This window comes from Streptomyces hydrogenans (assembly GCF_014656075.1).
Classification (GTDB): domain Bacteria; phylum Actinomycetota; class Actinomycetes; order Streptomycetales; family Streptomycetaceae; genus Streptomyces; species Streptomyces hydrogenans.
Window position 1 is genome coordinate 1 of record NZ_BNBS01000320.1, and the last position, 624, is coordinate 624.

Here is a 624-nt window from a genome sequence, read left to right on the forward strand (position 1 = left end):
GGCCCGAGGCCCGCCCGGCGCCGCCGCCCGCCACCACCGCCCCGGCGGCCACGCCGAGCCTCCCGGAGGGCGTGCGGTGCACCGGCGCCGACTGCGGCGGGCTCGACCCGGAGGACATGGGCTGCGGCGGGCCGCTCGCCACCACCGTCGACCGGATGCGCCTCGGCGGCGCCCTCGTCGAGGTCCGGCACAGCGAGGCGTGCGCCGCCGCCTGGGCCCGGATCAGCGGGGGCGCGCCCGGCGACGAGGTCAGCGTCCAGGCGGGCACCGCCATCCAGGTCGCGAACGTCCTGGAGGGCGGCGACTCCGGCGCGTACACGGCGATGATCCCGGTCCCCTCCGGAACCGCCGCGCGGGCGTGCGCGGCGCTCTCGGGCGGCGAGGACGGGTGCACGGGAGGGTGAAACGGGGCGGGAGGTGAGCCGCACCACAAGGGGGTGGGGGTGCGCGGCCGCCCGGGTCCGATAGCCTGACCGCCGGATATCTCTTCACATCGAGACATCGATCGATCAAGGGAGCGATATCCAGCCTCAGGGGCAGGGAACCCCACCGCCAGCTGTCTTACGGAGATCGCCATGACCCGCACTCCCGTGAATGTCACCGTGACCGGCGCGGCCGGCCAGA

The 624-nt window shown here is 75.8% G+C and carries 1 protein-coding gene; it reads left to right on the forward strand.

Annotation, left to right across the window (positions count from 1 at the left end; all coding sequences use genetic code 11):
* Positions 1-404: DUF2690 domain-containing protein (locus IE321_RS41650; RefSeq protein WP_190226801.1), on the forward strand; the 404-nt coding region annotated here is incomplete at its 5' end.
* Positions 405-624: the final 220 nt, after the last annotated feature.